This is a genomic window from Halomonas sp. G11, assembly GCF_001663515.1.
Lineage (GTDB): Bacteria > Pseudomonadota > Gammaproteobacteria > Pseudomonadales > Halomonadaceae > Vreelandella.
Map to the genome: position 1 here is coordinate 1 of NZ_LYXG01000004.1, position 26,349 is coordinate 26,349.

27 protein-coding genes are annotated in these 26,349 nt (G+C 54.6%); 19 read left to right on the forward strand and 8 right to left on the reverse strand.

The window, feature by feature from the left end:
* From ADS46_RS02400 to ADS46_RS02450, 12 genes are all read left to right on the forward strand, one after another.
* The coding region (locus ADS46_RS02400; RefSeq protein WP_234346748.1) for an ATP-binding cassette domain-containing protein at positions 1 to 1,032 on the forward strand (1,032 nt) is incomplete at its 5' end.
* A gap of 37 nt (positions 1,033 to 1,069) precedes the next feature.
* The gene (locus tag ADS46_RS02405) at positions 1,070 to 2,020 is read left to right on the forward strand and encodes an ABC transporter permease (RefSeq protein WP_066315850.1); all 951 of its coding nucleotides are present in this window, start codon (positions 1,070 to 1,072) and stop codon (positions 2,018 to 2,020) included.
* Entirely contained in the window at positions 2,017 to 3,030 is a 1,014-nt protein-coding gene (locus tag ADS46_RS02410; RefSeq protein ID WP_066315862.1) for an ABC transporter permease, read from the forward strand. The genes ADS46_RS02405 and ADS46_RS02410 overlap by 4 nt, the downstream gene beginning before the upstream one ends.
* 115 nt (positions 3,031 to 3,145) lie before the next feature.
* Positions 3,146 to 4,387, forward strand: coding sequence for a sugar ABC transporter substrate-binding protein (locus ADS46_RS02415; protein ID WP_066315864.1), 1,242 nt, complete (start codon positions 3,146 to 3,148; stop codon positions 4,385 to 4,387).
* 89 nt (positions 4,388 to 4,476) lie between these two features.
* Positions 4,477 to 5,799, forward strand: coding sequence for a histidinol dehydrogenase (hisD, locus tag ADS46_RS02420; RefSeq protein ID WP_066315866.1), 1,323 nt, complete (start codon positions 4,477 to 4,479; stop codon positions 5,797 to 5,799).
* Between the two features lie 27 nt (positions 5,800 to 5,826).
* Positions 5,827 to 6,879 (forward strand): LacI family DNA-binding transcriptional regulator, encoded by a 1,053-nt coding sequence (locus ADS46_RS02425; RefSeq protein WP_082925940.1) that lies wholly within the window; start codon positions 5,827 to 5,829, stop codon positions 6,877 to 6,879.
* Positions 6,872 to 7,414 carry a hypothetical protein gene (locus ADS46_RS18680; protein WP_156524457.1) on the forward strand — a complete coding sequence of 181 codons (543 nt, stop codon included), beginning with the start codon at positions 6,872 to 6,874 and terminating at the stop codon, positions 7,412 to 7,414. Before ADS46_RS02425 ends, ADS46_RS18680 begins: the two co-directional genes overlap by 8 nt.
* Positions 7,415 to 7,443: 29 nt before the next feature.
* The gene (locus tag ADS46_RS02430) at positions 7,444 to 8,331 is read left to right on the forward strand and encodes an N-acyl homoserine lactonase family protein (protein ID WP_066315868.1); all 888 of its coding nucleotides are present in this window, start codon (positions 7,444 to 7,446) and stop codon (positions 8,329 to 8,331) included.
* Positions 8,328 to 9,290 carry a 3-hydroxyacyl-CoA dehydrogenase gene (locus tag ADS46_RS02435; RefSeq protein ID WP_234346749.1) on the forward strand — a complete coding sequence of 321 codons (963 nt, stop codon included), beginning with the start codon at positions 8,328 to 8,330 and terminating at the stop codon, positions 9,288 to 9,290. Before ADS46_RS02430 ends, ADS46_RS02435 begins: the two co-directional genes overlap by 4 nt.
* Positions 9,287 to 10,066: an SDR family NAD(P)-dependent oxidoreductase gene (locus ADS46_RS02440; RefSeq protein ID WP_066315871.1), complete on the forward strand. Its 780-nt coding sequence runs from the start codon at positions 9,287 to 9,289 to the stop codon at positions 10,064 to 10,066. The genes ADS46_RS02435 and ADS46_RS02440 overlap by 4 nt, the downstream gene beginning before the upstream one ends.
* 177 nt (positions 10,067 to 10,243) lie before the next feature.
* Positions 10,244 to 11,140 carry a glycine betaine ABC transporter substrate-binding protein gene (locus ADS46_RS02445; protein ID WP_066315873.1) on the forward strand — a complete coding sequence of 299 codons (897 nt, stop codon included), beginning with the start codon at positions 10,244 to 10,246 and terminating at the stop codon, positions 11,138 to 11,140.
* 69 nt (positions 11,141 to 11,209) lie between these two features.
* Positions 11,210 to 13,246 (forward strand): CocE/NonD family hydrolase, encoded by a 2,037-nt coding sequence (locus tag ADS46_RS02450; protein ID WP_066315875.1) that lies wholly within the window; start codon positions 11,210 to 11,212, stop codon positions 13,244 to 13,246.
* A 9-nt stretch (positions 13,247 to 13,255) separates the two neighbouring features.
* Here ADS46_RS02450 and ADS46_RS02455 read toward each other — a convergent pair whose 3' ends face one another.
* A complete protein-coding gene (locus ADS46_RS02455) occupies positions 13,256 to 14,116 on the reverse strand; it encodes a nitrilase-related carbon-nitrogen hydrolase (protein ID WP_066315877.1) in 861 nt (286 codons plus the stop codon).
* A 424-nt stretch (positions 14,117 to 14,540) separates the two neighbouring features.
* On the opposite strand from ADS46_RS02455, the gene ADS46_RS02460 reads away from it, so the two are divergent.
* Positions 14,541 to 15,845, forward strand: coding sequence for an MmgE/PrpD family protein (locus ADS46_RS02460; protein WP_066315879.1), 1,305 nt, complete (start codon positions 14,541 to 14,543; stop codon positions 15,843 to 15,845).
* A gap of 79 nt (positions 15,846 to 15,924) precedes the next feature.
* Here the strand turns inward: ADS46_RS02460 and speB are convergent, their stop codons facing one another.
* From speB to ADS46_RS02495, 7 genes are all read right to left on the reverse strand, one after another.
* Positions 15,925 to 16,911 carry an agmatinase gene (gene speB / locus ADS46_RS02465; RefSeq protein ID WP_082925941.1) on the reverse strand — a complete coding sequence of 329 codons (987 nt, stop codon included), beginning with the start codon at positions 16,909 to 16,911 and terminating at the stop codon, positions 15,925 to 15,927.
* A gap of 10 nt (positions 16,912 to 16,921) precedes the next feature.
* Positions 16,922 to 18,211 carry a M20 family metallo-hydrolase gene (locus ADS46_RS02470; RefSeq protein WP_066315882.1) on the reverse strand — a complete coding sequence of 430 codons (1,290 nt, stop codon included), beginning with the start codon at positions 18,209 to 18,211 and terminating at the stop codon, positions 16,922 to 16,924.
* 20 nt (positions 18,212 to 18,231) lie between these two features.
* The gene (locus ADS46_RS02475) at positions 18,232 to 18,951 is read right to left on the reverse strand and encodes a DUF1989 domain-containing protein (protein ID WP_066315884.1); all 720 of its coding nucleotides are present in this window, start codon (positions 18,949 to 18,951) and stop codon (positions 18,232 to 18,234) included.
* Between the two features lie 79 nt (positions 18,952 to 19,030).
* Positions 19,031 to 19,843, reverse strand: coding sequence for an amino acid ABC transporter ATP-binding protein (locus tag ADS46_RS02480; protein WP_420706085.1), 813 nt, complete (start codon positions 19,841 to 19,843; stop codon positions 19,031 to 19,033).
* A complete protein-coding gene (locus ADS46_RS02485) occupies positions 19,836 to 20,534 on the reverse strand; it encodes an amino acid ABC transporter permease (protein WP_066315889.1) in 699 nt (232 codons plus the stop codon). The genes ADS46_RS02480 and ADS46_RS02485 overlap by 8 nt, the downstream gene beginning before the upstream one ends.
* Positions 20,535 to 20,547: 13 nt before the next feature.
* Positions 20,548 to 21,204, reverse strand: coding sequence for an amino acid ABC transporter permease (locus tag ADS46_RS02490; RefSeq protein WP_066315891.1), 657 nt, complete (start codon positions 21,202 to 21,204; stop codon positions 20,548 to 20,550).
* Positions 21,205 to 21,230: 26 nt separating this feature from the next.
* Positions 21,231 to 22,061, reverse strand: coding sequence for a transporter substrate-binding domain-containing protein (locus ADS46_RS02495; protein WP_066315894.1), 831 nt, complete (start codon positions 22,059 to 22,061; stop codon positions 21,231 to 21,233).
* A gap of 160 nt (positions 22,062 to 22,221) precedes the next feature.
* On the opposite strand from ADS46_RS02495, the gene ADS46_RS02500 reads away from it, so the two are divergent.
* The 6 genes from ADS46_RS02500 to ADS46_RS02520 all read left to right on the forward strand — a co-directional run bounded on the left by ADS46_RS02500 (position 22,222) and on the right by ADS46_RS02520 (position 26,145).
* On the forward strand, positions 22,222 to 23,175 hold the full coding sequence (locus tag ADS46_RS02500) for a LysR family transcriptional regulator (RefSeq protein ID WP_066315897.1): 954 nt from the start codon (positions 22,222 to 22,224) through the stop codon (positions 23,173 to 23,175).
* Positions 23,176 to 23,305: 130 nt separating this feature from the next.
* Entirely contained in the window at positions 23,306 to 23,452 is a 147-nt protein-coding gene (locus tag ADS46_RS18790; RefSeq protein WP_199825173.1) for a hypothetical protein, read from the forward strand.
* A gap of 23 nt (positions 23,453 to 23,475) precedes the next feature.
* The gene (locus ADS46_RS18935) at positions 23,476 to 23,829 is read left to right on the forward strand and encodes a hypothetical protein (RefSeq protein ID WP_066315900.1); all 354 of its coding nucleotides are present in this window, start codon (positions 23,476 to 23,478) and stop codon (positions 23,827 to 23,829) included.
* Positions 23,830 to 24,051: 222 nt separating this feature from the next.
* Complete coding sequence (locus tag ADS46_RS02510; protein WP_156524458.1) at positions 24,052 to 24,387, forward strand: type II toxin-antitoxin system PrlF family antitoxin; 336 nt, start codon at positions 24,052 to 24,054, stop codon at positions 24,385 to 24,387.
* Positions 24,384 to 24,875 carry a type II toxin-antitoxin system YhaV family toxin gene (locus ADS46_RS02515; protein WP_066315904.1) on the forward strand — a complete coding sequence of 164 codons (492 nt, stop codon included), beginning with the start codon at positions 24,384 to 24,386 and terminating at the stop codon, positions 24,873 to 24,875. The genes ADS46_RS02510 and ADS46_RS02515 overlap by 4 nt, the downstream gene beginning before the upstream one ends.
* A gap of 325 nt (positions 24,876 to 25,200) precedes the next feature.
* The gene (locus ADS46_RS02520) at positions 25,201 to 26,145 is read left to right on the forward strand and encodes an Rpn family recombination-promoting nuclease/putative transposase (protein WP_066315906.1); all 945 of its coding nucleotides are present in this window, start codon (positions 25,201 to 25,203) and stop codon (positions 26,143 to 26,145) included.
* The last annotated feature ends 204 nt before the right edge of the window (positions 26,146 to 26,349 follow it).

A 26,349-nucleotide genomic window follows, 5' to 3' on the forward strand; every position in this document is an offset into this window, starting at 1 on the left:
GCGCTTAGCTTACGGAAAATTCTACTTTTGAACACTCTGGTTTTTCGGGGGGATTACCGAGTCACGTCGCAAGGCGTGAGTGTTCTGTACATTTCCCACCGTCTCAATGAAGTAAGAGAAATATGTCAAAGAGCGACTATCCTGCGCAATGGCGCGACGATGGGAACAGTTGATCTGGAAGGTGTCGATGACGAAGACATTTTTTCAATGATGGTAGGACATGAATCGAGCCACAAGAACAATGTTGCTCGGGAGAACGCTACTAACGGAGAGGTATTGCTCGAAACAGATCGACTAGCATCGAAAATGCTGAAAGGAATCAACCTTAAACTTCATGCTGGGGAGATACTTGGTGTTGCCGGGTTGGAAGGTCAGGGCCAGCAGGAACTCTTCCGTATATTTGGCGGATTACATAAACCGAAATCAGGAGAAATAAGGGTCGGTGGTAAGATCACTTCACTAAACACACCTCGACAAGCACTCCGGATTAATCCTGGAATCGCTTTCGTGCCCGAAGAACGGAAGACCGAAGGCATATTTCCCAGCTTAAGTGCAGCGGCGAATATTTCCATACCCAATTTTGCCACAACAGGTTGGGCGAAAATCGTCAATGGCCGTCTCGAACACCATCTGGCTGCGGAGGCTGCAAGCCAGGTAAGCCTTTCAACACGCTATCTCGATTTCGAAGTTGGCAACCTCTCTGGGGGCAATCAACAGAAGGTATTATTGGCTCGAGCCCTGATGACAGGCGCTAAAATTCTGGTGTTATTTGATCCAACCAGAGGAGTGGATGTCGGCACCAAGCAGTCCATCTACGCAATGATGCGCCATTTCGTGGATCAAGGGGGAGCTATTATTTTCTATTCTTCCGAGCTCTCCGAATTGGTGCAGCTCAGTTCACGTTGCCTGGTTGTTTATGACGGCCTCATCACAGATGACGTTGCAGCAAATGAAATTTCCGAGGAACGGTTACTGGCTTCTGCACACGGCCCAGTAATTGCCAGGAAGGACAGCATTCAGGAGGCTGTGTGAACCTTCAAACAATGCCAAAAAACACAGGGGCGACAGCATGACCATTAAGAAAATTGCCGATAGCGGCCTAATGATCATGGTGATTTATTTAATTATTTTCGCCATATACGCTGCCGTACAGCCTTCTGCCCTTTCAGCTTATTCAATTCAAGGGTTGTTCAACAACTCCTTACCATTGATGTTAGCGGCTGCAGGCGCCACCTTTGTCATATTGCAGGGAGGGTTCGACCTTTCTGTGGCCGGTACTATTTCGCTGGTGAATTCTATTGTAGCGGTGTTGCAGTTCGATGGTGCTCTCGGCGCTGTCGGCATTTTGGCGATCGCGCTGACGGTTGGCATATTAGTGGGGGCCATCAACGGCTTTGTCGTGGCTTATTTGAAGATCCAGGCTATTGCGGCAACTCTGGCGACCATGATCATTTGTCAGGGTATAGCGCTGCTAATTCTTAGGGCGCCAGGTGGCTATGTATCAGACTTCATGGCCTATGAACTTACCGGCAGTGTCTTTGAAGTGCCCGTCTCCATCATCATTGCTTTTCTGGTGGCAATGCTGTGGTTTGTGTTCCGCAGAACTAATGCAGGTCGTAACCTGCTGGCTATTGGTCAAGACGCCAAAGCGTCTGAGCTTTCGGGTATTGATGTAGCGAGAACGAAGTTCTTTTCTTTTTTATGGGCAGGTGCTTTTTATGCATTAGCGGCCTACTTTCTAGCGGCCCAGACGTCAACGGGCAGCCCTTCGGCTGGAGAGCCCTTCCTATTGCTTACTTTTGCAGCCGTGGCTTTAGGGGGAACAGCCTTTGGCGGGGGGCGAGGTGGCGTCACGGCCTCGCTCTTGGGCGCTGCGACCCTCGTGTTGATGCAGAAGTTTCTTTTCTCTGTTGGCGTTTCCTCTTTTTACACCGGAATGGTTCAAGGCCTGATCATGATCTTGGCAGTTCTATTCTCAGGTGCTGTTCAGTTCGTCGTCGACAAGAGGAATATCACATGAACCCTTCCTATGGCGTAACCGACAAACAGGACACGCGGCAGGCCCAACGGCTCAGTAGCACAACCATTGCGGTACTGACTATATACGGCTTGGTTGTACTCATGATCTTTGGTTCGCGCCTCGTTAGCCCATCGCTCGGTGGCATATCCCAGCTGATGACCGTCCTGTACCTGAGCAGCTTTCTGGTCATATGTGCCTTTGGCCAGGGGCTGGTGATATTGGTTCGTGGTTTGGACCTTTCTGTCGCATCGATGATTACTCTAGGTGGAGTACTGTCAACCACATTTATGCAGGGAACTAATGAGGGTCTCTACTTTATAATCCCTGGAATTCTGCTCATCAGTGCCATGGTGGGTGTGATTAGCGGGCTTGGGGTAACGCACTTATCCATTCCTCCTTTTATCATGACAATGGCGATGGGATTGATTGTATATAGCGTGTGCCTGGGATTCACCGAAGGTACTCCGCGAGGGTTTCCGGCGCCCATGCTAAATGCTTTCATGCAAAATAAAGTACTCGGTGTGGCGTTACCGATACTACTCATGCTGGCATTTATTATTATTTTCACCATCCTACAGTCCTATTCTGCGTTCGGCCGAAAATTGAATGCCGTGGGCAATAATCCTGAGGCAGCTAATATCGCAGGCATTGCGGTAAAAAGAATGACCATCTCTGCGTATGCCATCTCAGCGGCCTGCAGTGCGCTAGCCGGAGTGCTTCTCGCCGCATATGCCAACGGAGCAACCCTGAGAATGGGTGATGATTATTTACTGCCTTCCATTGCTGCCGTTGTTGTGGGCGGATCTTCCATACTCGGTGGCCGTGGCAGCTTTCTCGGGACAGTCGGTGGAGCGTTATTGCTTACCACATTGAGCTCAATGCTTAGTGCATTGGGAGTTGGTCAAGGATGGAAAACAATTCTCGAAGGCATCGTCATTTTAGTCGCGTTAATAATGTTGCGTGAGCAAATATTTACTGGACTTCAGTCGATGCTTAAAAAAACCAATTGATGCCCTGAGGCAGGAGGTTTTATAGACTTAAAAAAAGATCATAAAAAATGCAAACGTTTTAAATTCAATACAAAGCTCTAGCTATAATCTCAAGACAACTGACCCGGGGGTCAACATGTCATTAATTACAAAGAAAAAGCACATCACGCTAGCTACTGCTCTAGGCGTTTCCATGCTAGCCGCAGGAATGCAGCCCGCTGAAGCCAAGACCGAAGATGGGAAATGGTTGATTTACCTTTCCCTCAGCTACTCAGGTAACTCCTGGCAAAGTGAAGCGGCTAATATTGTCAAGGCACTCGCCAAGACCCCACCTTACAACGATACCGTGGAACTCGTTGAGGTCATTTCTGGCACAGATCCACAATCGCAGATCTCCGACTACGAGAGCATGATCGCCAACGGGGCAGACGGCATCGTCAGCTTTCCCATATCCTCCAACGCACTGAATAGAACAGTTAGGCATGGCTGTGAACAAGGCGTGCTGTTCTTTATGTATGACGCCACGGTCACTGAACAGTGCGCCTATAACGTCAGCTATATCACCTCCGGATTTGGCGAGAATACGGCTCAGGCATTGGTCAACGAACTGGGGGGTGAAGGAAAGATTTTCCTATCACGAGGGGTTCCGGGCAACTCGGTCGATGAGCGCCATACCAATGGGGCCATGCATATCTTTAATCAATACCCCGGGATTGAGATCGCTGCCGAGTACTACAGTAATTGGGATGACCGAACTACGCAGCAAGAAACCTCCAAAGCACTTGCAGCGCACCCAGATGTTGACGGCATATGGGCACAGGCAGGCGAATATGGGGCCATCCAGGCACTTCTACAGGCAGACGAAAACCGCCTGGTCCCCATGACGGGCGAAAACTCTAACGGCTTCCGCCTGGCGCTGGCCAATGAAGAATACCAGGCCAAAGGCCTCTCCGGCGTATCTGCCGGTTCCCCTCCTGCCCAATCCGGCCTTGCTTTTAAGTTGATGATGGAGATGCTGGAAGGCGAGCGTGATGAGCTTCCGGAAGATCAGCGGAATATACAATACCCACTCCCCTGGGTTACCGCTGATGACGTCAAGCTTTGTGAAGGGGATACCTTCGAGGACGGCTGTAACACTTTCCCTGGAGACAAAGTCCCGAGCTCTTTCGTGACCGAAGTTTTCAATCCTGAACTGCTTCCTGAACTGTCATTGGCGTCAGCACTGGAGGGCACCCCCACTCCTGGCGCGACCATCCAGCCGCTACCAGCGGATGTGATTGAAAACGCACCCAATGAACCCGGCATCAACTGCCGAAACTGCGATGCTCCTGAAAACCTTTATGAATTAACCACTGTGGAACCCACTGTTTCACCTTAAGGATAGAAGCCATTGTCGCTTAGGTGGCAATGGCTTGTAATCGAATTAAAGCTGATAGACACATTTAACCTTTTTGAGAGATAAACAATATGCCTATCGAATACTTAAAGCACGGTAAAGCGGAATCTGAAATTAATGATGATGATACAAAGATCCGCACAATTGTCGAGTCGACACTAAGTGAAATTGAAGCGCGTGGAGACGAAGCAGTGCGTGAGTTATCAGAAAAATTCGATAACTACACGCCACCCAGTTTCAAACTAACCCAAGATGAAATTAATAACTTGATTGATGAATTATCACCCCAGGAACTGTCTGACATCAAGTTTGCCCAGGCGCAAGTCAAGCAGTTTGCCCAAGCACAACGGGATACGATGCTCGATCTCGAAGTTGAGCCTTTACCAGGCGTTATTCTTGGTCACAAAAATATTCCGGTTCAGTCTGTAGGTTGTTACGTACCTGGAGGCAAATTCCCCATGGTGGCCAGTGCGCATATGTCTGTGGCCACAGCATCTGTCGCCGGGGTCCCCCGCATAGTCGCCTGTACGCCCCCTTTTAAAGGCCGCCCTAATGCTGCCGTCATAGCCGCTATGCATTTTGGGGGTGCACACGAGATTTATGTACTCGGTGGTATCCAAGCAGTCGGTGCCATGGCTTTGGGTACTGAAACATTGTCCCCGGTACACATGTTGGTAGGGCCAGGTAATGCCTTCGTGGCCGAAGCAAAGCGCCAACTATTCGGCCGTGTGGGAATTGACCTGTTTGCCGGGCCAACTGAAACCATGGTGATCGCCGATGAAACCGTAGATGCCGAACTTTGCGCTACTGACCTCCTTGGGCAAGCAGAGCATGGGTATAACAGCCCAGCCGTTCTTGTAACCAACTCCCGTCAATTGGCCGAGGCGACGTTGCTTGAAGTCGAACGGATTCTAAGCATATTGCCAACCGCTGAAACAGCAGCAAAAAGCTGGGAAGATTACGGGGCGGTCGTCCTTTGTGACACCTACGAAGAAATGCTTGAAGTCGCCAACGATATAGCAAGTGAACACGTTCAAGTCATGACGGATAGAGATGACTGGTTCCTGGAGAACATGACCGCTTATGGCGCTCTGTTTCTTGGCGCTCGCACCAACGTCGCCAATGGTGACAAGGTTATCGGTACCAATCATACCCTGCCAACAAAGAAAGCAGGACGCTACACGGGAGGACTCTGGGTCGGCAAATTCCTAAAGACGCATAGTTACCAAAAGATTCTCACCGATGAAGCAGCCACTATGGTGGGTGAATACGGCTCCCGGCTCTGTATGCTGGAAGGTTTTGTGGGCCATGCAGAACAGTGCAATATTCGTGTACGCCGTTATGGTGGCGTTGACGTGCCTTATGGCACCCCTGCCCCCGTTGTACACAAGTAACATCAACATAAACCAAGGAAACGAGACATGGTAGACGCCGAACAAAAGAGCATTAAGCAATCCGATATCAGTCGTATTACAGTTAAAGATATCGCAGTTGAGGCAGGCGTCTCCGTCTCTACCGTTTCCCGCGCACTGGCCAATGACCCTGTAATCGCGAAGGAGACCAGAGAGCGCGTCATGATGAAGGCAAAGGAAATGGGCTATCGACCCAATTTCTTTGCTCGAGGATTAATTCGTCAGCGCAGTGGTGTTGTGGCTCTGTTCGTAAACAATATTACCAACCCTTTCTACCCTGAAGTGCTCGTTAAGCTTTCACGTCGTTTGCAAAAGATGAAACTGCATACAATGATTTTCACTTCAGACGATGGAGTAGAAGACTCGGTGCCTGCATTACAGGAAATCAACCCGGATGTAGCAATCCTGCTTGCGGCCACTATGAAAGCAGATTACCTACAAGAATTTAATGACAGCAATACACCGGTCATCCTCTTCAATCGTTATGTTGCAGGTGCCAGCGCAAGTGCTATCTGCTGTGACAACACCGCCGGTGGCAGGCTGGTTGCAGAGCGTCTTGCCCAGTCCGGTTACCGGCATCTGGCTTTCATCGAAGGGCTGGCAACGGCAAGCACGAATGTGGACCGCCTAGCAGGTTATCTGGAGGGTATCGCTGCCTCTGGCCTACCTGACCCCGTTATCTATTCCGGGGGTAACTTCTCCTATGAAAACGGCTACGCCGGGATGCGGCAGCTTTATGCCAGGGATCAACGCATTGACGCAGTTTTCTGTGCCAACGACATCATTGCTGTCGGGGCCAGTGATTGTATCAGGCGTGAGCTGGGACTCAGGGTCCCAGAGGACATTGCGATCGTAGGATTTGATGACATTGCGTTAGCGTCATGGCCTTCGCACGACTTAACCACCGTTCGTCAGCCGATGGACGACATGATCGATTGTGTCATAACCGAAATACTGCGTTTTCAACAAAACCGCTCTGCGATTCCAAAGCAATACTTTATGCCGGGAGAACTGATTATTCGTGGCTCGGCAAATCTAGTCGATGGGAGGGTTAATGAATAATACCAATATACATGCAGCGCAGTGTGATATCTGGGAAATCCAGGATAGTACCGACTCTTTAAATGCGGTACCGCCGCCAGGTTATTCCCCCGAAACAGCGCAATACCTCACTGGCATAAGACCTGTCTATGACTCGCTAGGGCGCGTTATGGCGCAACTATCAGGAATCTTTTTATTGTACTTGTCGAGCCAGCAGCGAGAGTTGCCGTTGGATCATAGCATGTTCAATTTGGCGAAGAAGCAGCTTGACGACTGCGCCGAGCAACTACGTGCTATTCGGGTTCCTTATAAAGCAGTGCGTCATCATGGGGCACTTTCAGAAATGTGCCAACACCTCCAGCAAGTCAGCAAGAGTATCGACAGCATCGGAACTCATCAAAGCAATATATTCGACGACATAGACACACGTCATGTAATGCGTCAATTAAACAAATCACAACAGTGCTTTATCGCCACATCAGAACCTGGTGCAAACCTTAGTCCGGTTGATTTTAGCCACGCCTGCTGTAGCTGTGGCGTATCAAAGGGTGCTTAGCCCTGCCAAAACTCTATAAGGAGAACAACATGGCAAATTATTCAATTCACGTCCTGGAGTATAGCTACGTTGCCAATTACCACAAAAGTGGCGTGCTCTACGGCGCACATAACGAAGGCTATGTAAAACTACCTTATTGCTACGTGCTGATACGCAGCAATGATCACGTAGCGCTTGTCGATGTGGGTTATAACCATAAAGACTATGGTCAACACCTTGCAGAGAAGTTTGGTGTCGAAAACTGGCGCTCACCAAAAGTGGTTTTATCAGAAATGGGGCTTACACCCGAGGATGTCGATACCGTCTTTATCACGCATGCTCACTTTGACCATTTTGGAAGTGTCGAGGATTTCCCAAATGCCACCTTCTATATCCAGCGAGAAGAAATAGAGAAGTGGGTATGGGCGTTATCCTTGCCAGATCGCCTTCGCTGGCTGCTGATCGCTGTAGATCCCAGCGATATTCTGCGTGGGGTTAACCTTGCTGCCCAAGGAAAACTACGTACGGTTGAGGGGTCAGTCGAAGATGTTCTCCCCGGCATCGACCTTCATTTGGCCAAGGACAGTCACACTTTTGGTTCCATGTGGGTCACGGTACGCAATGACGGCAAGCCAGACTCTGAGGACACATGGGTATTAGCCGGAGACCTTGTCTACCAATTCAGTAATATTAAAAACGATGGCTCTGTGGTCGGGGTGGATACCATGTATACGCCTGTAGGCCTGGCGACCGGCAGTCAAATGAACCTGTTATTGGCTACCGAAGAAATGATGAAACAAGCAGATTACGATGACACACGTGTCATTCCAATTCACGAAGAGGGCCTTGCTGACCGTTTCCCCTCACGTATCACGAAAGAAAATCTGCGCATCAGCGAGATTTGTCTGGCCGACAATATGTCTTCGGTGGTGTCATGAGCCAACATACTCAAACCGGGAATATGACCATTGCCATAGTAGGCACTGGTCTAGTGGGCCTGGGGTGGGCGATTGTATTCGCGCGGGCAGGCTTGCCCGTGCGTCTTCATGACAAGAGCCCTGAGCAACTGAAGGATGCACCAAACCGGATGCAGCAGTCACTCAGGGATCTTGCTGAATATGGCCTGATCCAAGAGTCTCCAGAGGAAGTCCTTGCGCGCTGTAGTTGCCACGAGGAGCTTGCAGAAGCGTTACAAGGCGTTGGTTACGTACAAGAGTCCGTACTTGAGCGTGTTGACGTCAAACAGAACCTCTATAAAGCGATGGAAAGCTGCCTTGCTCCGCATACTATAGTGGGCTCTTCATCGTCGGGCATCCCTGCTTCAGCATTCACCCAAGATATCTCATTCCGCTCTCGTTGCCTGATTGCCCACCCAGTCAACCCCCCTTACCTCGCTCCCATTGTTGAGTTGGTGCCTGCCAGTTGGACAAGCACTGATACGGTGGATGCCGTTCATCAGCTCATGAACCGCGTGGGGCAACATCCGATCCGTGTGAATCGTGAGCTGGAAGGGTTCGTACTAAACCGCTTGCAGGGCGTCCTCCTACGTGAAGCATGGGCTCTATACGACGAAGGTTACTGCTCCCTTGAAGACATCGATGCAACCATTTCGAAGGGGCTAGGGTTGCGCTGGTCGTTCATGGGCCCTTTCGAAACGATTGATCTTAATGCACCCGGTGGCATTAGCGACTATGCCCAACGGCTGGGTGATCTCTACCTATCCATCGACAAGGAGCGGACCAATCCACAGCCCTGGAGTGATGAGCTGATTAGCAAGGTAGAGCATGAGCGTCGTCAACGTTTGGCAGCGTCGAAACTCGTGGAACGGAGCAATTGGCGCGACAGGCGAATGATGGCGTTAGCCGCCCATAAGCAGCATCAAGAGGCTCAAGAATGACTACGGGTAACGAGTTGAACGGTTGGGCACCCAGCTTCCGCCTGGACGGGCGGCGTGCCCTGGTGACCGGGGCGGGCCGTGGCATAGGGAATGCCATTGCACAAGCTTACGCAGCGTCGGGCGCCGCGGTAACACTGTGTGCACGTACCGCTACCGAGATAGAAGAAACGGCGGAGAAACTATGCCAAGCGGGATACGCAGCCGACACGTTAGTTGCTGATGTCAGCGACGTGGGAGCACTTGCACAGGCACTTGATCGTCGTTCCAGCTACGACATACTGGTCAATAATGCAGGTACCAATCGGCCTAAACCCCTGCCGGACATTACCACTGCCGATTACGACACGGTGATGGACCTCAATGTCCGGGCGGTTTATTTCGCCACTCAGGTGGTAACCAACCGAATGCGCCAAGAAGGAAAGCAGGGGGTTGTCATCAACATGTCGTCCCAGATGGGTCATGTAGGGGCGCCTAACCGAACGCTTTACTGTACTTCGAAGTGGGCACTGGAAGGGTTGACCAAAGCATTGGCTGTCGAACTCGCACCCTATGGCATACGCACCAATACGATCTGCCCCACATTCGTCGACACTCCCATGACCAAACCGATGTTCGAGGATCGCGAATTTCTCAGCCGTGTTCTGGCAAAGATTCCACTTGGACGACTGGCTGAAGTAGGTGACATTGTCGGGGTAGCCGTTTTCTTGGCTTCTGATGCGGCAGCCATGATGAACGGAAGCAGCGTACTGGTGGATGGCGGCTGGACGGCTGAATAGCGACTTCTCACGACAATGCCAGCTCGCCGCTTTTCTTTCAGCGCCGGTTCCCCAGCTATCGTTTAGAATCCGATATTGTGGGTATAACGTATATTCATCAATCGACAGCGCTAAGCGTGCTACTTTGAATTACCACGAAAGTTGTATTTCATAAAAAAATAGAGGTATGGCGCTGCTATGAAACATCTCATCATGACACTCCTGACCACCCTGGGACTGGGCCTTTCCGCCACCACCATGACGGCACACGCACAAGATGACCCTATCGTGGTCGGCGGTCTCAACTACACGGAGCATTTGATTCTCACCTCCGCCACCTTCCAGTTGCTGCAAGCCAAAGGCTATGACGTCGACAAGCGCGAGGGGTTGGGCACCTCCGTTTTGCGCCAAGCGCAGGAAAACGGCCAAGTGGACCTCTATTGGGAATACACCGGTAACTCAGTCATCCTCTTCAATGACCAGCCACAACCCGATAATGCCGCCGAGACCTACGCCACTGCCAAGCGTCTGGACGCCGAGAAAGGCTTGGTCTGGCTGAACCCCTCGGACACAAACAACACCTATGCCCTCGCCATGCGCGAGGCCGAGGCCGAAAAACTCGACATCCATACCCTTTCTGATCTAGCCGCGGCGATGAACGATGGTGCCGAGCTGACGCTTGCCTCTAATGCCGAGTTCTATGCCCGCGAAGATGGTCTGCGGCCACTCCAGGAAGCTTATGGATTCGAGTTTCCCCGCTCGAGCGTCAAGCGCATGGATTCGGGGCTTACTTACAATGCGTTGCGTGAGGGCGAAGTCGATGTGGCGCTGGTATTCGCTACCGATGGCCGCAATGGCGCCTTCAACTTCGAGGTGCTCGACGACGACCAGCAGTTCTTCCCGGCCTACCAGCTGGCACCGGTGGTTCGCGAAGAAACCCTCGACGCCCACCCTGAACTTCGCCCCCTGCTCAACGATATGTCCGCTGCGTTGAACGATCCGACGCTAATCGATCTCAACCGCCGAGTCGACGTCGATGATCAGAGCATTGAAAGGGTCGCGGAAGACTTCCTGACCGAAAACGACCTGCTCTAACCCCCTGCTCCGATCCCATCTTCTTTTCCGGGGGCGATGCTTGCATCGCCCCAAGTGACAGGACGCCCCATGTTTCCAAGTGGAAGCCAACCCGATTCCCGGGAAGTGCGTGACTTCCCGCATCCGGTCGTAGAGGAACCAGCAATTTTCATCCCGCTGCCCGATGGTAGCCACCTCGCAGCAAGGATGTGGAGGCCGACAGACGCCGAGTCCCATCCCGTGCCCGCGATCATCGAGTGCATCCCCTACCGCAAACGAGACGCCACCAGTGCCGACGACGAACGCATGCATCCCTACTTTGCTGGACACGGCTATGCAGCGCTGCGTATCGACTTGCGCGGCAGCGGCGAATCCGACGGCGTGCTGGAAGACGAATACCTGACGAGCGAGCAGGACGATATCGTCGCCGCGATCGCCTGGATAGCCGAACAGCCATGGTGCAGTGGCCGCGTCGGCATGATGGGCATTTCCTGGGGCGGCTTCAACTCATTGCAAGTGGCCTCGCGCCAGCCGCCAGCGCTCGGCGCCATCATCGCCGTTGGTGCCACCGTCGACCGCTATCACGATGACGTGCACTACAAGGGCGGCTGCGTGCTTAACGAGAACTTCGGCTGGGCGGCCTCGTCGCTATCCTTCATGTCGCGGCCGCCAGACCCCGCTTTACGCGACGACTGGCGCGAACTCTGGCAGCACCGGCTCGCCCATCAACCCTTCGTTGCCGAGAACTGGTTCGATCACCAGACGCGCGATGCCTACTGGCGCCACGGCTCGGTGTGCGAGGATTATGCGCAATTGACGACACCGACCTTGGCCGTCACCGGATGGGCCGACGCTTATGTCAACTTCGTGGCCGAAATTCTCGAGCATGCGCCCTGCCCAAGGCGTGGGATCGTCGGCCCCTGGCCCCATGCCTATCCGCACCTGGCGATGCCTGGGCCGACCATCGGCTTTCTCCAGGAAACGCTGCGCTGGTGGGATCACTGGCTGAAGGGGCGTGACACCGGCATCATGGAAGAGCCGCTATATCGCGTATTCTGTCCGTCCTTTTCCGAGGCCGATCCGCAACGGCTCGAAGTGCCCGGCGAATGGCTCGCCGAAACACAATGGCCAAGCCCGCACGTCACTTCACAAGCCCTGGCGCTCGGCAATGGCGCGCTACACACGAACAGCGGGGCTATTCGCCCCAAGATGGCCAAACTGCGTGCGCCCGCCGACAACGGCCTGCAATGCGGTGAGTACATTCCCCACAGCAGCGGCCCCGAGATCGCTGGCGATCAACGTGTCGACGACGCCCATTCGCTGACCTACGACACCGATCCGCTGGATACCGACATGGTAATTCTGGGTCGCCCCACGCTATCCCTGCGGGTCAGCGTCGACCAGCCGCGTGCCAATTTGATCGTGCGCGTTTGCGACGTCTCGCCCGAAGGCGTGTCGCAACGCGTCTCCTACGGCGTACTCAACCTCTGCCACCGCGACAGTCACGTCACACCCTCCGACGTACCATGCGATACGCCGTTCGACGTGACAGTTCCACTGAATCAAACCTGCTACCGCTTCACCGCCGGGCACCGGCTTCGCGTCTCGGTGACCACTGCCTACTGGCCGTTGGTCTGGCCAAGCCCTTACCCGGTGACGCTGACCCTGCATGAGGCGGACTCTCAACTCACGCTACCTCAGCGCGCCTCGCACGACACGCCACCGGTACAGTTCGAACCGGCAGTCTTTTCCGGCCCCCTGCAACATCAGGTTGTACGCGCGGGCGAACAGTCCCGAGACGTCACCCACTCCTTGACCGACGGCTGGACCCGGCACGCCATCATCGACGACTTCGGAGAGATCGCCTACGACCACGGCCTGACCAACATTGCCTCGGCGGACGAGCGCTACACGATCCACCCCGATGCACCCGCCACCGCGACCATGAGCAAGAGCTGGCGACAGGACTTCAGACGCGACGGCTGGCACGTCCACACCGAAACCTGGGCGGAACTGAGCTGCGATGCCGACTGGTTCTACCTGGAAGCACGTCTGCAGGCCTTTGATGAGACCGAACGCTTCATCGACCGACGCTGGAAAACGCGCCGCCGCCGACGCTGGGTGTAAGTCGCGCCCTCAGCCGCGACGCTCCCGTTCCAGCCGCTGTGCCATCAGCGAAGCCACCAACGGCGTGTCAGCGTCCCGGTGGGTCGGCATCGCGAAACGGGCGGCGTCGATCGCGTCGGTGCCGATGTCGGCGCTGACGAGGGTCTCGCCGTCTTCGGCCCGCACCAGCACCTTGCCATCAACGCCGACGATGCAACTACCGCCCCAGAACCAGGCATCGCCCTCTGCACCGTAGCGATGGGCCATGACCATGGGCGTGGCGTACATCATGGCGTAGAACTTCAGGCAGATCAGCCAATTGCCTTCGTCATCGAAATCGCCATCGACCATTCCCGTCGCCGCGTTGACCGGGGCCAGCATGACGTCGGGACGCTCCATCATGGCCGCGTGGGCCAAGCCGGGATTCCAGAGATCGGCACAGATCATCACACCGCAGGCGAGACCGTCGGCATCGGCGACGGTAAGCGACTGTCCCTTGCTGAAATGCTTGCCTTCCTCGTGTCCTCCGTAGGTACAGAGATTGACCTTGCGATGCACGGCAACGACCTGCCCAGAACACAGGCAGGCCATGGAATTGGCATATTCACCGCGACCGCAGCACTCGACGAAACCCACCACTGTCAGCATGTTGCCGACGGATTCCGCCAGCTGGACAAGACGCGGATCATCACGATGCATGGCAACCTCGGGAACACGGGTGCCCAGGTCATACCCCGTCAGGGAAAGCTCCGGGAAAACCAATACATCGATCTCCCGCTGACGGGCTTCCTCGATGACACGACGGTGGGTCTCGATATTGTGCGCGACATCAGCCAGCGAGCATTGAATCTGGGCGGCGGCGAGCCGGTAATTCGTCCTGCAAATGCTCAATATGTTGCCTCCCGCAAGAAACACGAAAACACTGGATAAGCTTCGACGAGGATACGGTGAAACCCATGCATTTCCTATCCAATGCCTATTAGCATCGCAAATAAATGGCATGACATATCCGAATATCATAATCAGAGATATCTCTGAAGAGCGTGTTAAGCTCTTTACCTACACACTTATAAAAAGTGCCTTATACAGAACTTTTTAAGCGCGTTAGTAAAACACTTGTTCACGAATGCGACGTCCATGCCAATGAATTTACTTAAAACTTTTTATAAGTAGTAACGAGTTTTTAGGGTCCTTATCTGCGAACACATTATGTTACGTAATCTTCATCCTATGTGTATTGGCACATTGATAGGGAATGGGCTTTTTCATCTATCAAGCGATTCCGGGTCAAAACCCAGCACCAAAGGACACTAACATGCACGACCACCCTTCCCTTTCCTGGATGCACGGAGTCGATCTAACGGCTCTGGACGACGCCCACATTCATCAGGCCAAGCGATGCCTGCTTGACCTGCTGGGGGTGGCCGCCGGGGCCACCCGCACGTCCCTCGCCGAAAAAGCCAGACGCTTCGTCACCACCCAGCACGGCGGCGACCGTCCGCTATTATTTGCCAACGGCCAAGCCTCGCCAACCGGCGTCGCCCTACACGGGACCTGGCTCATCGACGCGCTCGACGCACACGACGGCCAAGTACTCACCAAAGGACACGCCGGCGTCGCCTTGTTACCCGGACTACTGGCGCTGCCCGAGGTCAACAGACTTTCCGGACACGATTTCCTCGCCTTGCTCGCTTACGGCTACGAGATTGCTACCCGCGCGGGGATCGCCCTGCACGCCACCAGTCCGGACTACCACACCTCCGGCGCCTGGAACGCACTGGGTGTCGCTGCCGTTGCCGCTCGCCTGCGCGGGGTTGATATCGAGACCATGCATCATGCACTGGGTATCGCGGAGTTCTACGGACCGCGTAGCCAGATGATGCGCTGCATCGACCATCCCACGATGCTCAAGGACGGCTCTGGCTGGGGGGCAATGACCGGGATCTCAGCGGCGCTGCTGGCCGAAGACGGCTTCACCGGAGCCCCGGCGGTGACAGTGACCGCGCCGGACGTCACCGTAGTCTGGCAAGACCTGGGCGAGCGCTGGTATCTCCACGAGCAGTACTTCAAAGCCTACCCGGTCTGCCGCTGGGCCCAGCCCGCCGTGGAAGCCGTGTTGTCGCTGCCTGCAGCGAAACGCGATCCCGCCGCCATCACGCGTATCGAGATTATCACCTTTCACGAAGGCAAGCGCCTGCACGTGATGCACCCGACGACCACCGAGCAAGCCCAGTACAGCCTGCCCTGGTCTGTCGCCTGCGCACTGGGGCGGGGTACCGTGGATGTTGCGGGTGTCTGCGACGAGCTCGACGCCCCCGACCTCAAGGCGCTTGCCAGCCAAGTAGAGATTCATGAGGATGACAACTTCAACGCCCGCTTTCCTGCCGAGCGCTGGGCATGTGCCCGATTGCATCTAAGCAACGGTGAGGTCATCGAAAGCGCCAACTTCGAGGCACGGGGCAATCCGGATCAGCCGCTGTCGGACGCGGAGTTGATTGAGAAATATCAAACGCTGGCCAAGCCTGTCCTGGGCGATCGAGCCACACGAATTCACGAGGTAGTGATGAGTCTCGACACACGACCCGCGAGCGACCTTCTAGCCCTGCTTGGCAAGCCTTGAAACGATGACGGGCACTTTGATTGTCGCCATTGCCAACGACTGCTTCTCGGCCAGTCCACAGCAAAAGACAGAAGTGACTTTAGGTTCTTGTGTGATCAACCCCTTCAGCCATCAAGCAAAGAAGCTCATACATCAGGGTGGCGCCCATCAATGCCGTGTTGCCGCTAGGGTCAAAGGGGGGTGATACTTCGACGACATCAGCCCCTATGAGCGGTAAACCACGGAAGCCACGGACGAGCTGAAGTGCTTGCAGGCTGGTAAGGCCGCCGACCTCGGGTGTCCCTGTGCCAGGGGCGAACGCGGGGTCGATGCTGTCGATATCGAACGATAAATACACAGGTCCATCGCCGACGACGCGACGGGCTTCCGCGATGACCGCGTCAATACCCAGCGCATCCACTTCTTCCATGAACATGACGCGCATGCCGGTTTCGCGAGAATAGTCCCAGCCTTGCGTCGTGTTCTGGGCACCACGAATGCCTATCTGCACGGTGCGCTCGGGATCGATCAGGCCCTGTTCACAGGCGAGCCGAAACGGGCCGCCATGGTGAAATTTGGAGCCTTGAAACTCGTCCCAGGTATCGGTGTGGGCGTCGATCTGGATCAAGCCGACGGGGCCGTTTGCCGCTAAGCCGCGCAAAATGGGAAACGTGATGGAATGATCGCCACCCGCGCTCAGTGGGATAACGCCTGCTTTTCGAATGGCGGCGTAATAGGTAGCAATATCATCAGAGACTTTTTCAAGGTCATAGATTGAGGAAAATCGCACATCGCCGATGTCAGCGATGCGTGCCTGGGCAAAGGGATCCAGTCCGGTGATGTGATGCGCGCTACGCATCATGCTTGACTGGTTACGAATTTCACGCGGTCCGTGGCGGGTGCCGGGGCGATTGCTGACGCCGCCATCAAACGGAATCCCCACCAAGGCAATATCCAGCGCTTCCAAGCTATCGGCAAGCGGGGCCCGCAGAAAGCTTGCGATCTCTCGGTAACGGGGTTCGTGGCGGGGTAGGTAATGTTCGCCGGTGGCCGCATTTCGGCGAGTACCGTCTGTACCTTTGGCCATGCTTCTCTCCTTATTGGCTTAAGCGCGCTAGGCTGGCGGCTAGCAGTTGAGTGCCTGCAACCGCATCATCGAGTTCGGTATGTTCATCCGGGTGATGACTGAGACCATGGTGACAAGGCACAAACAGCATGGCGGTTGGGCAGTAGTTGGCGAGGTGAATAGCATCATGAAAGGCCCCCGATACCAGGCGGGGCGCGGTGATCCCTAGCTCACCTGCGGCGGCATCAATCTGCGCCGTCAGGGTGTCGGGAAAGGCCACCGGCTCAATGCGCGATAACGAGGTAAGCGTTACCCGGCAACCTGCCCAGGTTTGTCGCGTGATGTCATTGAACGTGGTTTCCATTGCTTTCAGCGTCGCTGCGTCGGGGTGTCGTAAATCGATACTGAAGGTGACCCGGTCGGGAATCGTGTTCACCGAACCAGGGCTGACATCGAATTTGCCGATGGTAAAGCGCACGCGGTCTTCGCTATCCCGTGCCGCTTCCCGTAGCGCGGTTGCCACTGCGCAGGCGCCCTCGAATGCATCGCGACGATGGGCACGCGGGGTGGTGCCCGCATGGTTGGCGCTACCCGTGACGGTGACTTCAAACCAGCTCACTCCCTGGATACCTTCTACGACACCCACAGAGGCACCCGCCTGCTCAAGGATGGGGCCTTGCTCAATGTGCAACTCGATAAAGGCGTGCATGGGCGTAGGCATCGGACGACGCGGCACGTCGGCAGCGTCCATTTCGGCCAAACACGTATCGAGGGCATGCCCCATCGTTATGCCTTCGCTATCTTTAATCAGGCGGGTTTCCTCAAGGCTTCGCACATGGCAGAAAACCGCCGACCCTGAAGTGCCTGGGGAGAAACGCGCCCCTTCTTCGTTGGTCCAGCTCACCAGTGATAAAGGGTGGCGTGGGGTAAAGCCAGCCGCTTTGAGCGCGCGAAGTGCTTCAAGACCGGCTAAAACACCCAATGCGCCATCGTACTTGCCGCCTGCCGGTTGGCTGTCCAGATGACTGCCTGTCACGACAGGCGCCAGCCTGGGGTCGCTGCCGGGTATATCGAGGAATACGTTACCAACAGCGTCGACGCTCGCTTTAGCCCCAAGCTCTCTGGCCTGTTCAACCAGCCAGAGACGTGCCCTTGTGTCATTGTCATCCAGCGCTAAACGCGCCACACCGCCATCGTCGCGAGCACCGATCATCGCAAGCGTCGCCAGGTCATTGGCTAGACGCTGCGGGTCGACGGCAGCCGCAATGGTGGCCAGGTCAAAAACGGCATGGTTGTCGGGGGAGTAAGGATAGTCCGCCATGGGGCTCTCCGTAGCTGGGTTTATTCGTGAACTTCGAAGTGCACCTCTACCGGCTCGCAGTCCTCCCCATTGATCGGGATGATGTCCTGAGGGCAGGACGACATGGCCACGACACAGTCCATTTCAGCGCGCAGGTCGACATAATCACCTGGCTTGGACACAGGCGGGCACCAGTCAACGTTCATCTGATCATTAACCGGTATGTTCATCCACAGATTGAACGGTTGGGGAACTTCGGGGGCATCAATGCCAATGGCTTTCATGGCCAGGCGCAGATTATCAGCACAATTGTCGTGGTAATCCTTGACGCCTAATGTCATATATCGAAACAGGTCGCAGGCAGCCATTAACGTATCGTGAATACCAGGAGAAGAATCTGCTGTGAGGGTCATGATCGGACGGCGACGGTTGCTGATCAGCGGATCACCTACCTTGGGAATCAACCCACTGAGCCAGGCACGACCGTGCTCCCAGGACATGAATTCATTGAGATTGTGGGTGCTGAACGCCCAGGTATCGCACACCTGGGTTCCATGGGTATTGATGATGCGGATAGTTTGTCCCGCTTTTAGACGTACCGCTCGTCCACCCCGGGCAGCCACTTCATAACGCTCCCCCAAGACCGGCGTGCCGTCCGGGGAGATTGGCGTGTCCAGGGTGTGGTTGTGGCCACAGGGCTCAGTGTTGCTTTTGGGTAGTTGCTCAATACGCGCATGATCAATGGGTGTCGCAGTATTCATAGGGTTCTCCAAGGATGTTGACCATCGCCTTTACGTTGTAAAAAGTGAATGGCACCGGTTGATAGACGCAGTACGTCCGTTAATCGATATGGCGCTCGCGCCAGGTGTTAAGAAATTGCTGAAGGCGTTCGCTTTGGGGTTGGCGGAATAGCTTGTCAGGCGCGCCGCTCTCCACCACTCGGCCTTGATCCATAAAGATCACGCGGTCGGCCACTTTGGCGGCAAAGCCCATTTCGTGAGTGACGACCACCATGGTCATGCCGTCGGCAGCCAGCTTATTCATTACCTCCAGCACTTCCCCAACCAGCTCTGGGTCGAGAGCGGAAGTAGGTTCATCGAAAAACATCACCCGTGGTTTCATGGCCAGCGCTCTGGCAATGGCGACTCGCTGCTTCTGCCCGCCGGATAGGCTCTCAGGAAAATGCCCGGCACGGTCGGCCAGACCGACTTGCTCAAGCATAGCCATGCCTTCCTCATCAGCATCCCGGCGCGAGAGGCCGTTGACCAGTCGCAGCGCCTCGGTCACGTTCTCAAGCGCGGTGCGATGGGGCCATAAATGGAAATGCTGAAACACCATGCCGACCGGGGCGCGTACTTCGTCAACGCGCTTTTCACTGGTGCGAACGCGTTTCCCACCGCTGTCCTCGTAGCCCAATAGTTGGCTGTCTATATAAACGCTGCCGTGGTCATAGGGCTCCAAAAAAGCCAGGCAACGCAACAGGGTCGATTTACCTGAGCCAGAAGGCCCTATCACACACACCACCTCGGAAGGCAAAAGACTGAAGTCGATATCGGTCAGCACTTCAAGGTCGCCAAATTGCTTGCTTACGCCCTGCGCCTCGACAATCGCTTTTTGTCGGGTAGACGGTGATGTCGCTAAGGTGTCAACCATGGGCATGGCGGGTATCTCCTCGTAGTTCGATGGGGCGTGGTTGACGGTTGGCCAAGCGCTTCTCCAATGCATAGCCGCCTCGTGCAATCAGCTCAATGATCAGCCAGTAGAGCAGTGCAACCGCCACGTAAGGCTCAATGACCTGGAACGTCTCATTGACAATAGAGGTTGCATTCTTGGTCAGGTCATTCACCGAGATAATCGATATCAGGGCAGACTCCTTCACCAAAATGATTAGCTGGTTGGTGCTTGGCGGCACTATTAAACGCGCCATTTGAGGAATCTGAATCCGGGTTAACACATGCCATGGGGAAATACCGAGCATGCGCGCCGCTTCCAGGTGCCCTTTAGGAACCGACTTGAAGCCGCCGCGGTAGATTTCGGCAAAATACCCCGCGCCATACAGGCCGATGCCGACAACGCCAGCGACGCTCGCGCTTAAGGTCAAGCCGATACTGGGGCCGCCGTAGTAGAGTAAAAACAGCAGAATCAGCAGTGGAATCCCGCGGCATAGCTCGACGTAGCAAGCCACCGGATAGCTGAATATCCTTGGGTTCGCGAGCCTAAGGGCGGCAAGCACCAACCCGAGCGAAAGGGCCAGCAAGCAGCCCAGAAAGCAGATCCAAACCGTGTTCCACAAGCCTTGTAGAATAAGTTCACGTGTTTCCCATAGGATGGTGATATCAAACATTCAGGACGCTCCCTTATTCGGTGGCGAGACCGCCAACCATGCGGCGTTCCAAATAAGCGCTGAGACGGGCCAGCACCAGGTTCACGGCCAGGTAAAGCAGCGCCGCCGCCAAGTACGTTTCCAGTGGCTGAAACGTACGCGATGCAATCTGCTCGCTAACCCGCATCAATTCCGTGACCGCAATTACCGAGATGAGCGATGAGTTTTTGAGGATAGTGATGATTTCATTCGTCAGTGGTGGCAACGTCAGGCGGAACACCTGAGGCATGATGATGCGCTTTCGGATTTGCCAGGTAGATATGCCTGCCATTCGGGCGGCTTCTATTTGACCCGCAGGAATGTGGCTGATCCCACTACGAAAAATCTCCGATTGAAACGCCGCCGTGTTCAAGGTGAGCGTCAGTATTGCGGCGGTAATAGGCGCTATCTCTAGGCCCACTTCCGGTAGCAGGTAATAGACCAACAGCAACTGCAGCAGGATGGGCGTCCCTCGCCAAAAGCTCCGGTAAAGGCCGCATGGCCAGGCTAATAGGCGATGACGGCTCATCAGCCCGAACGCCATCAAGACACCTAATACCAAGCCTAATGCGATGGCGGAAAGCGAGACCACCAGTGTGGTGGTCAAGCCTTCAGCAAGGGCCGGATAGTGGTTGAGCAGAATCTCAAACATGTGGCACTCAGAGCGGTAGTGGCGGGTTATTCAGCGGAAGGAAGTTCGTCAGGCAGATCCATGGGGGAGCCGAACCATTTTTCCTGTAGCTCGGCGAGCGTACCGTCTTCATTGAGTCGCTGGATTTGCTCGTCCATAAAGGCATTAAGCGATGCGCTCTCTTCGTTATCACGGCCCGCCCATGAGAAGTAGACCGGATCCCCAAAGGTGCCGACCACCTCAAAGACCTCTGGGCGCGTACGCTCGGCTTCCAGCAGGTTAGGCAAGCTGTTGATGACCACATCGACACGGCCGGTTCCCAGCTCGGCATAGGCCTCATCGACGCCAGTGTAAGTGCGAATGTCCTCAACCGGCGTGCCTGCTTCCTCCAGCTCGGCGGCTAACGCCTCCAGTGCGTCCAATTGCGCCGACCCCGACTGGGCTGCCGCCACTTTGCCCGCGATGTCTTCAGGGGAACTGATGTCGTCTTCACCTGCGCGTTTCATGATGGCCATGGTGGCATCGGCGATGGGGGCGCTTAAGTGATAGCGTTCCATGCGTTCCGGGGTGGCGGTCACGGAGGTGACGACATAATCAAACCGCTCGCGCTCCAGACCAGGCAGAATGCCTTGCCAGGGCAAGTCCATGCGGATCAATTCCACGTCCTCACCAAGCTCAGGCATGATGTGTTCCATGACGTCAGCTGAATAGCCGACAATTTCACCATCTTCAATGTATTCAAAAGGCGCAAAACGCGCTTCAGTGCCGACCGTAAACGTGCCCTCTGAGCGAATATCGTCGAGCAAATCGCTGTGGGCGGTGGAGGCAAAGCTGACGCTGAGCAGTAAACCAGCGGTAATAGCCGTTGTGGGATGCATGGAGATCTCCTCGGACAAGTGATGCTCGGATCTCAGTGGCGCAAGCCATCTGAGCAACAACACCTTGAGTTAAGCAGGAACCATGCAACAATAAAATTGCTATCTTTCGATGTTCACTCCTGTTTTATTGATGCTAAACGCACTAACGTAGAGCATTCTCATGAAGCTTTCAGCTGCCGATCTTAAAAGTCTTTCCGTCTTTCTGGCCGTTACCGAGCATCGTGGTTTTGCCGGTGCGCAAACGGCGCTCCACATGAGCCAATCCGCGGTCAGCTTTCACATTCGAGCGCTTGAAGAACGCGTGGGATTTACCGTCTGTCGACGGGGAAGGCAGGGGTTTGAGCTGACCGAACGGGGAGCCATTGTCTATGAGCGCGCCAAATTACTGCTGGCTTCGGTCGATGACTTTGACAGTGAGATGAGCGAGTTACGCAGCTCTGTCTATGGCACCCTGCGCTTAGGGGTGGTCGATAACACGATCATGGATGTCGACCTTGATCTGCAGGGCGTCATTGGTGAGTTTTTACGCAAAAACCCCAAGGCGCGCCTGAATATCAATGTAAGCAGCCCCGACCGTTTGATCGGTGAAATCTCCAACGGGGAGGTGCAGCTCGGGATCTTGCCTGAAACCGCCCAAATGGAAGGATTGCAACATCGTCAGGTCTACACCGAGATGCATGGCATCTACTGCGCGAAACGCCATCCGCTGTTTGAATGCGACGGTAGCCAACTTACGGTTGAAGAAGTGATTAAGCATCCCTTCGTGGTGAGGCCCTACGCCAATCTCCAGGAGCTCAAGAGCTTCCCCAATGCCCATGTTGGCGCCCATGCCTCCAACATGGAGGCCCAGGCGTTAATGATACTGAGCGGCCATTTCATTGGAAACTTACCCCATTACTACGCCAATCATTGGGTTGAGCGCGGTGAGCTCAAAGCGCTCTTGCCCGATCAAGTGGAAATTGCTTCGCCCTTTTGTGTCGTTACGCGCGCAGGTCGGCGGCCCTCTCTTATCGTGCGGACCTTTATCCAGGAACTCGTATCCAGGCTTTGGCAACAATCGCACCTGGTTGATGCCGATAAAGGCGAAGACTTCATGGTTGATGGGGATAGTTAGGCTGGGCACCTTGATAGCCAACGAACAGCACCTGATACGCCAGAATGCCTTTGCGCCAAGCGGCAAGTTACCTCCCGCTTTGCCCGTAAAACTCTAAAATGGAGCACAACGCTGGACAGCGGCACAAAACGTGGCGGATTTGGTCGAAGAGGTACTAGGCAGGTTAGAACGCTACCGCCCTAACCTGGAATACCTGCTGTTGGACGAAGGTGCCATCGTCAACGACCCTGAGTGGTCAGACCGAGTGCGCAACGTGGCAGCCGCCTCTTTCGGCTAGAACACGATCGCGATGAACAGGACATGCTGAAGGTGCTGGGCAGTTTGGTAGAATGGCTCAAAGCATCTGAGCAGACACCGCTTCGACCGGCTTTCGTGGTTTGGATACGCCGTGTATTGCTACCTAACCGAGCACCCGACATGGAACTGCCCGAGTTCCATGCCTTACACGAGCTACATCACATCTTGGCAGAACGCATTAAACAATGGCCTGAGCGCTGGGAAGAAAAAGGCCGTCAAGAAGGCCAGATAGAAGCACAAAGGACGATAGCACGTAACTTGCTAACACTTGGCGTGCTCAGCACTGAGCAAATTGCTGAAGCTACAGGGCTATCGATAGAAGTCGTCGCCCAATTACAGACAGGAAGTAAGGACTAGCAGCTGGTCCTACTCTGGCTGGTTCCGCCCCTGAAATAGCTGCAAGCAACCACAAAACCCAGTGCAGGTGGGTCCGTAGGAGCGGAACTTGTTGCGCGATCAGCCATCATCCCAGGCAGACGCCAGAGACCTATTGATGGCTTCCGCGGCCATTGACGACGCAATGCAGTTGCATTATTTTTAATGCATTACTTTTGCATTGCCACTGAGCGGAGGCCAATCGTGAATACGGCCATTGAGGATGATTCCACCCTGACGGATCGCTACCAGACGACCATTCCAGCATCGGTGCGTCGTGCGCTGAAGCTGAATCGCCGTGATCGGATTCACTACATGATTCGCTCCAATGGGGAAGTGGTGCTCACTCGCGGCCGCGATGAGTCCAGCCAAGATCCCGTAATGACCAGTTTCCTGGCCTTTCTGGAGCGCGACCTGCAGGAGCATCCGGAAAACATTCGTCCTGTCACAGCCAGCACCTTTGCCGAGGCCGAACATCTGACGGCAGGCATTGAGGTAGATCTCGATGAGGAACTGCCGGAGGACGACGACGACACATGAGCCCTCTGGAGATAAACGGATGGACGATCTACGCGCATCCGCTATTCCTGGAACAGGTGGATGCGCTCACCAACAAGGTGAAGCAACACCAGGAAAAGGACCCACTTGGATATCGCAGCAAACCGGCCACCAAGCGTCTGGCGGCGATAGTAAAGCTGGCTAAGCACGACATTCCACAGGACCCGGCTGGCCCTCAGTATCGTCAAGGAAACACCCTCGAGTCAGAGCACACCCATTGGTGCCGGGCAAAGTTCTATCAACAGTACCGGCTGTTCTTTCGCTACGACCTTGCAAGCAAGATCCTCATCTACGCCTGGGTCAATGACGAATCCACCAAGCGCGCCTATGACAGCAAACAGGACGCTTACGCTATCTTCCGCAAGATGCTCAAGAACGGTAACCCGCCGGATAGCTGGAATGAATTGTGGAGAGCGGCCATCAATGAAAGCGAACGCATCAAAGCACTTCTGGGGGAAGCCCCCAGATGAAAAGGGGTTTGTAAGAGCGCAATTCATTGAGCGATCAGCAATGATCGAGCCACCGCAGGCCATCGACTGTAGAAGGCCTGATCGCCCGACAAGTCTGGCTCCCACAGAGGCTGGAAGCCCTCACAAGACTATGTGGGCGAAGGGTTCGTAGAAGCCCCAATTCATCGTACGATCACCAATCATCCCGTCACAAATAAAAACACTTGGCAAAAGCCAGGTGCAGGTGGGGTTCGTAGGAGCGAAACTTGTTGCGCGATCAGCAATGAGCGTATGCCGTAGACTAAGAACGCTATGATAAGCTTTACCCATCGAGACAGGAGCGTCCATGGTTAGCCATCCTCACCACCGCCACGACCATAGCTATAAGCTACTTTTCTCACATCCTGAGATGGTTAGGGATTTGCTCACTGGCTTTGTAAAAGAAGACTGGGTGAAACAGCTCGATTTTTCGACGCTGGAAAAAGTAAGCGGCTCTTACATTACCGATGAGCTACGCGACCGTGAAGATGACATCATCTGGCGTGTACGCTGGGGTGATAACTGGCTCTATGTTTACCCCCTGCTAGAATTCCAGTCTAGTGAAGATAAGCACATGGCCGTGCGGATCATGAGCTACCTGGGGCTGCTTTATCAGGACCTGATACGCCAGAATGCCTTTGCGCCAAGCGGCAAGTTACCTCCCGTTTTACCCGTGGTACTCTACAATGGAGAACAACGCTGGACAGCGGCACAAAACGTGGCTGATTTGGTCGAAGGGGTACCAGGCGGGTTAGAACGCTACTGCCCTAACCTTGAATACCTGCTGTTGGACGAAGGTGCCATCGTCAACGACCCTGAATGGTCAGATAAGATGCGCAATGTGGCAGCCGCCCTCTTTCGGTTAGAACACAATCGCGATGAACAGGACATGCTGGAGGTGCTGGGCAGTTTGGTAGAATGGCTCAAAGCATCTGAGCAGACACCGCTTCGACGGGCTTTCGTGGTTTGGATACGCCGCGTGCTGCTGCCTAACCGGGCACCCGACATGGAACTGCCCGAGTTCAATGACTTACACGAGCTACACGAGGTACATCACATGTTGGCAGAACGCATTAAACAATGGCCTGAGCGCTGGGAAGAAAAAGGCCGTCAAGAAGGCCAGATAGAAGCACAAAGGACGACAGCACGTAACTTGCTAGCACTTGGCGTGCTCAGCACTGAGCAAATTGCTGAAGCTACAGGGCTATCGATAGAAGTCGTCACCCAATTACAGACAGGAAGTAAGGACTAACAGCTGACCCTACTCTGGCTGGTTCCGCCTCTGAAATAGCTGCAAGCAGCCACAAAACCAAGTCCAGGTGGGTCTCGTAGCAGCGAAACTTGTTACGCGATCAGAGAGTAAGTGCAAGTTAGGATGTAAGAGCCTAATTCATCGGGCGATCAGAAAGGACTAGGCCACCAAGGTGATTAGTGGCCTCAGCAATGCACCTTCTGT

What these genes read in the sequence shown, in the direction of transcription:
- ADS46_RS02475 (WP_066315884.1), bottom strand. Translation starts at nt 18,951, where the DNA reads ATGAATACTGCGACACCCATTGATCATGCGCGTATTGAGCAACTACCC.
- ADS46_RS18680 (WP_156524457.1), top strand. Translation starts at nt 6,872, where the DNA reads ATGAATAATACCAATATACATGCAGCGCAGTGTGATATCTGGGAAATC.
- ADS46_RS02470 (WP_066315882.1), bottom strand. Translation starts at nt 18,211, where the DNA reads ATGGCGGACTATCCTTACTCCCCCGACAACCATGCCGTTTTTGACCTG.
- ADS46_RS02520 (WP_066315906.1), top strand. Translation starts at nt 25,201, where the DNA reads ATGGTTAGCCATCCTCACCACCGCCACGACCATAGCTATAAGCTACTT.
- ADS46_RS02485 (WP_066315889.1), bottom strand. Translation starts at nt 20,534, where the DNA reads ATGTTTGATATCACCATCCTATGGGAAACACGTGAACTTATTCTACAA.
- ADS46_RS02445 (WP_066315873.1), top strand. Translation starts at nt 10,244, where the DNA reads ATGAAACATCTCATCATGACACTCCTGACCACCCTGGGACTGGGCCTT.
- ADS46_RS02480 (WP_420706085.1), bottom strand. Translation starts at nt 19,843, where the DNA reads ATGGTTGACACCTTAGCGACATCACCGTCTACCCGACAAAAAGCGATT.
- ADS46_RS02415 (WP_066315864.1), top strand. Translation starts at nt 3,146, where the DNA reads ATGTCATTAATTACAAAGAAAAAGCACATCACGCTAGCTACTGCTCTA.
- ADS46_RS02500 (WP_066315897.1), top strand. Translation starts at nt 22,222, where the DNA reads ATGAAGCTTTCAGCTGCCGATCTTAAAAGTCTTTCCGTCTTTCTGGCC.
- ADS46_RS02425 (WP_082925940.1), top strand. Translation starts at nt 5,827, where the DNA reads ATGGTAGACGCCGAACAAAAGAGCATTAAGCAATCCGATATCAGTCGT.
- ADS46_RS02435 (WP_234346749.1), top strand. Translation starts at nt 8,328, where the DNA reads ATGAGCCAACATACTCAAACCGGGAATATGACCATTGCCATAGTAGGC.
- ADS46_RS02410 (WP_066315862.1), top strand. Translation starts at nt 2,017, where the DNA reads ATGAACCCTTCCTATGGCGTAACCGACAAACAGGACACGCGGCAGGCC.
- ADS46_RS02440 (WP_066315871.1), top strand. Translation starts at nt 9,287, where the DNA reads ATGACTACGGGTAACGAGTTGAACGGTTGGGCACCCAGCTTCCGCCTG.
- ADS46_RS02450 (WP_066315875.1), top strand. Translation starts at nt 11,210, where the DNA reads ATGTTTCCAAGTGGAAGCCAACCCGATTCCCGGGAAGTGCGTGACTTC.
- ADS46_RS18935 (WP_066315900.1), top strand. Translation starts at nt 23,476, where the DNA reads ATGCTGAAGGTGCTGGGCAGTTTGGTAGAATGGCTCAAAGCATCTGAG.
- ADS46_RS02495 (WP_066315894.1), bottom strand. Translation starts at nt 22,061, where the DNA reads ATGCATCCCACAACGGCTATTACCGCTGGTTTACTGCTCAGCGTCAGC.
- ADS46_RS02405 (WP_066315850.1), top strand. Translation starts at nt 1,070, where the DNA reads ATGACCATTAAGAAAATTGCCGATAGCGGCCTAATGATCATGGTGATT.
- ADS46_RS02490 (WP_066315891.1), bottom strand. Translation starts at nt 21,204, where the DNA reads ATGTTTGAGATTCTGCTCAACCACTATCCGGCCCTTGCTGAAGGCTTG.
- ADS46_RS02515 (WP_066315904.1), top strand. Translation starts at nt 24,384, where the DNA reads ATGAGCCCTCTGGAGATAAACGGATGGACGATCTACGCGCATCCGCTA.
- speB (WP_082925941.1), bottom strand. Translation starts at nt 16,911, where the DNA reads ATGGCCAAAGGTACAGACGGTACTCGCCGAAATGCGGCCACCGGCGAA.
- hisD (WP_066315866.1), top strand. Translation starts at nt 4,477, where the DNA reads ATGCCTATCGAATACTTAAAGCACGGTAAAGCGGAATCTGAAATTAAT.
- ADS46_RS02430 (WP_066315868.1), top strand. Translation starts at nt 7,444, where the DNA reads ATGGCAAATTATTCAATTCACGTCCTGGAGTATAGCTACGTTGCCAAT.
- ADS46_RS02460 (WP_066315879.1), top strand. Translation starts at nt 14,541, where the DNA reads ATGCACGACCACCCTTCCCTTTCCTGGATGCACGGAGTCGATCTAACG.